The sequence below is a fragment of the Sulfuricurvum sp. genome, assembly GCF_022759005.1.
Lineage (GTDB): Bacteria > Campylobacterota > Campylobacteria > Campylobacterales > Sulfurimonadaceae > Sulfuricurvum.
On the sequence record NZ_JAEMQA010000100.1, the window covers coordinates 1 to 3,303 of the forward strand.

At 37.6% G+C, this 3,303-nt stretch carries 4 protein-coding genes; 3 read left to right on the forward strand and 1 reads right to left on the reverse strand.

Translation table 11 applies throughout. The features are described 5' to 3' along the window. On the forward strand, positions 1-753 hold a 753-nt coding region (locus JHC35_RS06580; protein ID WP_365996490.1), incomplete at its 5' end, for an HP0729 family protein. A 44-nt stretch (positions 754-797) separates the two neighbouring features. Continuing rightward, positions 798-1,238, forward strand: coding sequence for a hypothetical protein (locus JHC35_RS06585; RefSeq protein ID WP_295043205.1), 441 nt, complete (start codon positions 798-800; stop codon positions 1,236-1,238). Positions 1,239-1,329: 91 nt separating this feature from the next. On the opposite strand, the gene JHC35_RS06590 is transcribed toward JHC35_RS06585, so the two are convergent. Next, a complete protein-coding gene (locus tag JHC35_RS06590) occupies positions 1,330-2,931 on the reverse strand; it encodes an IS1182 family transposase (protein ID WP_295043208.1) in 1,602 nt (533 codons plus the stop codon). A 275-nt stretch (positions 2,932-3,206) separates the two neighbouring features. Here JHC35_RS06590 and JHC35_RS06595 point away from each other — a divergent pair. Then, a partial coding sequence (locus tag JHC35_RS06595; protein WP_365996491.1) for a recombinase family protein occupies positions 3,207-3,303 on the forward strand: 97 nt, incomplete at its 3' end.

Here is a 3,303-nt window from a genome sequence, read left to right on the forward strand (position 1 = left end):
CAAAAAGTCCGTGATGACGTTTTAAGCCAAATGACGACCCCTTCTTTTGCCGATCATCATTATGCTGTTTATGGGAACAACTACACGTATCCGCTGGAAGTAAATACCGATAATGGTATCGATTATTTTGAAGAGGCAGAGGTTCCGTTTTATACGGATATGTTCAAAAGTGAAAAATACATTGAAACCAAACAACATTTGATCCATTACCGCTTTGGGGGCGATACCTTTCATACTTTACACCCTAATTCTCAAGAATCTATCATCTCAGCTGAGATTGAATTTGACCAAAATCGCCATGACCCTCTTTATGATTTCAGTGCTGTTGTCATCAAGTATGCTAAAGCTGTCGAACTAGAACTCTATCTTTTCATCCGTTCCACAATGCATTATTTAACGATTCGAGATACAAATATTTCGATGATTGGCTATCAAGTCCAGGGGAGTGCTTACCAAATTTCAGATCTTCAGCAGACTAAACCAAACATTGGTACCTATAAATTTTTACTGGGACATCCAGAGATCAAAAACGCTATCGTCGCCCATATAGAGAACCCACAACTAAGAAACTTTCTTCAACATGGGCTTCGGTATTCTATCAGTGCCATCCAAGACATACGAAATGAATCCGCTCATGGTTCTGTCACACCTATTAAAGAGTGTGAATCAATGCGTTCACAAGTCATGGGGATTGGTGTATCCGGCATGCTTGCAGATCTTATCATCAATAAGAAAAAGCTCTTAAATCTTTAATGAAGACTTAATTTTTCGATGACTATGCCATAGCAGCAGAACATTTGTGGAAAGCAAATCCTAACCTCAAAATTCTTTATATCGATTTGGATGCTGTTGTGCCATCAGACACCAAAGAGCCTCTTTCACATAATACGAATTTTTACACATTTGATATATGCGATGATTTGGTGCAGTTCCAATATCAAAACCACATCAACGATACCGTCTATTTAGGTCTATTGAGAGAGCATCTACGCGTATCGATCGAATCAATAAAACCGGATATTATTTTTTACAGAGCACGTCAAAATGGTTCGAACGACACGTCTAGAAGTACCTCTCTTACTCCTAATGGGATGAAAGAGAGGGATTTATTCATATTTAGTGAAGCGAAAAAAGGCTCGATTCCTATTATGATGAATATTGACAATGGATACGATCAAGAAAATTACCATCAACTTGTTGAAAGGATAGAAGCGATTATTGAGATAATGGGGGAGTAAGTTGATGCAAAGTAAAAAGATAGCCAAGCTTATGAATAGTAATTTAATTTTAACGTATATCTAGTGAGACTGTGAAAGAACCCTATAAATTTCAGACTGATTTAGCTTCGAAATCCCAAAAATCATCTCTAAACCCATTGAGTTGAAGTATTTGTACTAAAACAGCCCAAATCTCAATAGATAAAGCAATATGCAATGCTATTTCAGCCTTTATGGCATCAATATTTTCATTGTTTTTCAATGCATTCATCAGTTTTCTGAACAAGTTCGGCCCAATTAAATTGAGTATGCGTCTGAAGTTGTATATGAACATAATCAAAGCATTTTCACCTGAAACTTTTTCTATGCCTCTAACAAGAAAGTGTGACCAGCCCAATGTCTGTTTGGTTGTACCGAAAGGGTGTTCGCAAATGGCAGCTCTTTTATTGATGACGTTTTTAGCTTGGGTGGTTTGCATCATCCGAGCATGCTCTTTAACGGTTTGGTAATGCTCCGAAATAGATATTTTTTTAAACCTTGATTTTTCTGGGATACATTGGCTTCGGACCGGACAGGCGCTACAACTTTTTATGGCTGCTCCATAGAAATAATATCGCGTATCGTGTTCTATTTGTACGGCAGTGCTTTTATGCAACTCTTTTTGATTAGGACAGATAAATAAATCGTTTGATGGATCATAGGTAAACGCATCTTGAGGGAAAAATCCTTTTTTCTCGCGACCTTTTTGTTTGTCTGGAATACTCAAATAGGGGGTAATGTTCTCTTTCTTACAATTATTGACTTGTTTGCCACCATAATAACCAGCATCGGCAACGACGTTTAAATGATCTTGATCTAATATGGCTTTAGCCTCTTTTGCCATTGGATAGAGCTGATGATAATCTTGTCCTTCTGAACTCACATCGGTTGCTATAATGAGTTTGTACTTACTGTCAACAGCGATTTGACTGTTGTAAGCCATTAGATTATGGCTGGGCTTAACCATTTTTTTAGCATCAGGATCGGTTCTATTGTATTGAGTGACGCCCATCATTTCGAGCAGTGCCAGGTCCTTATCGAGTTTAGCCTTTCTCGTTTTCATCTTGGAGAGATAATTCGCTGTCGGTTTCAACGGTTGTTCTGTTTTGTCAGCAGTATCGGAAAAGTTTAATGCGTTAAGATACTCATCGATGTTTTCATCGATTTTGGCTAAATCACTCACAACATTTTTTTTGCTAATCAACTGATTTTTAGAAGCATTCGCTCTTAAAAAAGCCCCATCAATCGCTACTAGCTCACCTGTAACTAAATCTATCTCTCTGCACAATAAAACAAACTCTCGGAACACCTTTTTAAGGGCTTTGCTGTTATCTTTTCGAAAGTTAGCAATTGTTTTATAGCTCGGTTGCAAACCGGCACACAACCACATCATTTCGATATTACGTTTTATCTCAACTTCCAACCGTCTTGAACTACGTACTTTGTTGAGATAGCCATAGATATAAATCTTGAGCAATAGTTTTGGATGGTAGGCCGGTTGTCCATCGGATGAATTTAATGCAGCCTTGGTAAATCCTAATTCAATCATATTAAGCATCTCAACATAATCCTCTATCGCTCTGACAGGATTATCCACACTTACATACTCATCAATACTTGGCGGAAAGAACATTTGCTGCTTCCGATTTTCACCTTCTTTGTAAAGATTACCCATTTTCGCTCAACCCTCTATAAAGCCCTAAACATAGGTGTTTTAGTGGAGAAATTGTAGCATTTCAAAGGTTTAAAACAGATGAATTCAGGGGAATCTAGATGCTTATTTATACACGTATTTCAAGTTGCTTTTAGAAAGTTCTTTCACAGTCTCAAATGTTTTCCGTATACCCTCCCCTACCCTGCTTTTAAAAGCTAAAAAGCTGCAATAATCTATACGAAAAACTATGTCGGAATGATATAATAGTCGGATACTAAAATTTGAGGTTTTCCGACATGTTAATAGGATATATGCGAGTATCAACTGATGGTGATCGACAAAGTACCGATTTACAACGTGATGCGCTGATTAGTGCCGGTATCGATGAACGAC

What these genes read in the sequence shown, in the direction of transcription:
- JHC35_RS06590 (WP_295043208.1), bottom strand. Translation starts at nt 2,931, where the DNA reads ATGGGTAATCTTTACAAAGAAGGTGAAAATCGGAAGCAGCAAATGTTC.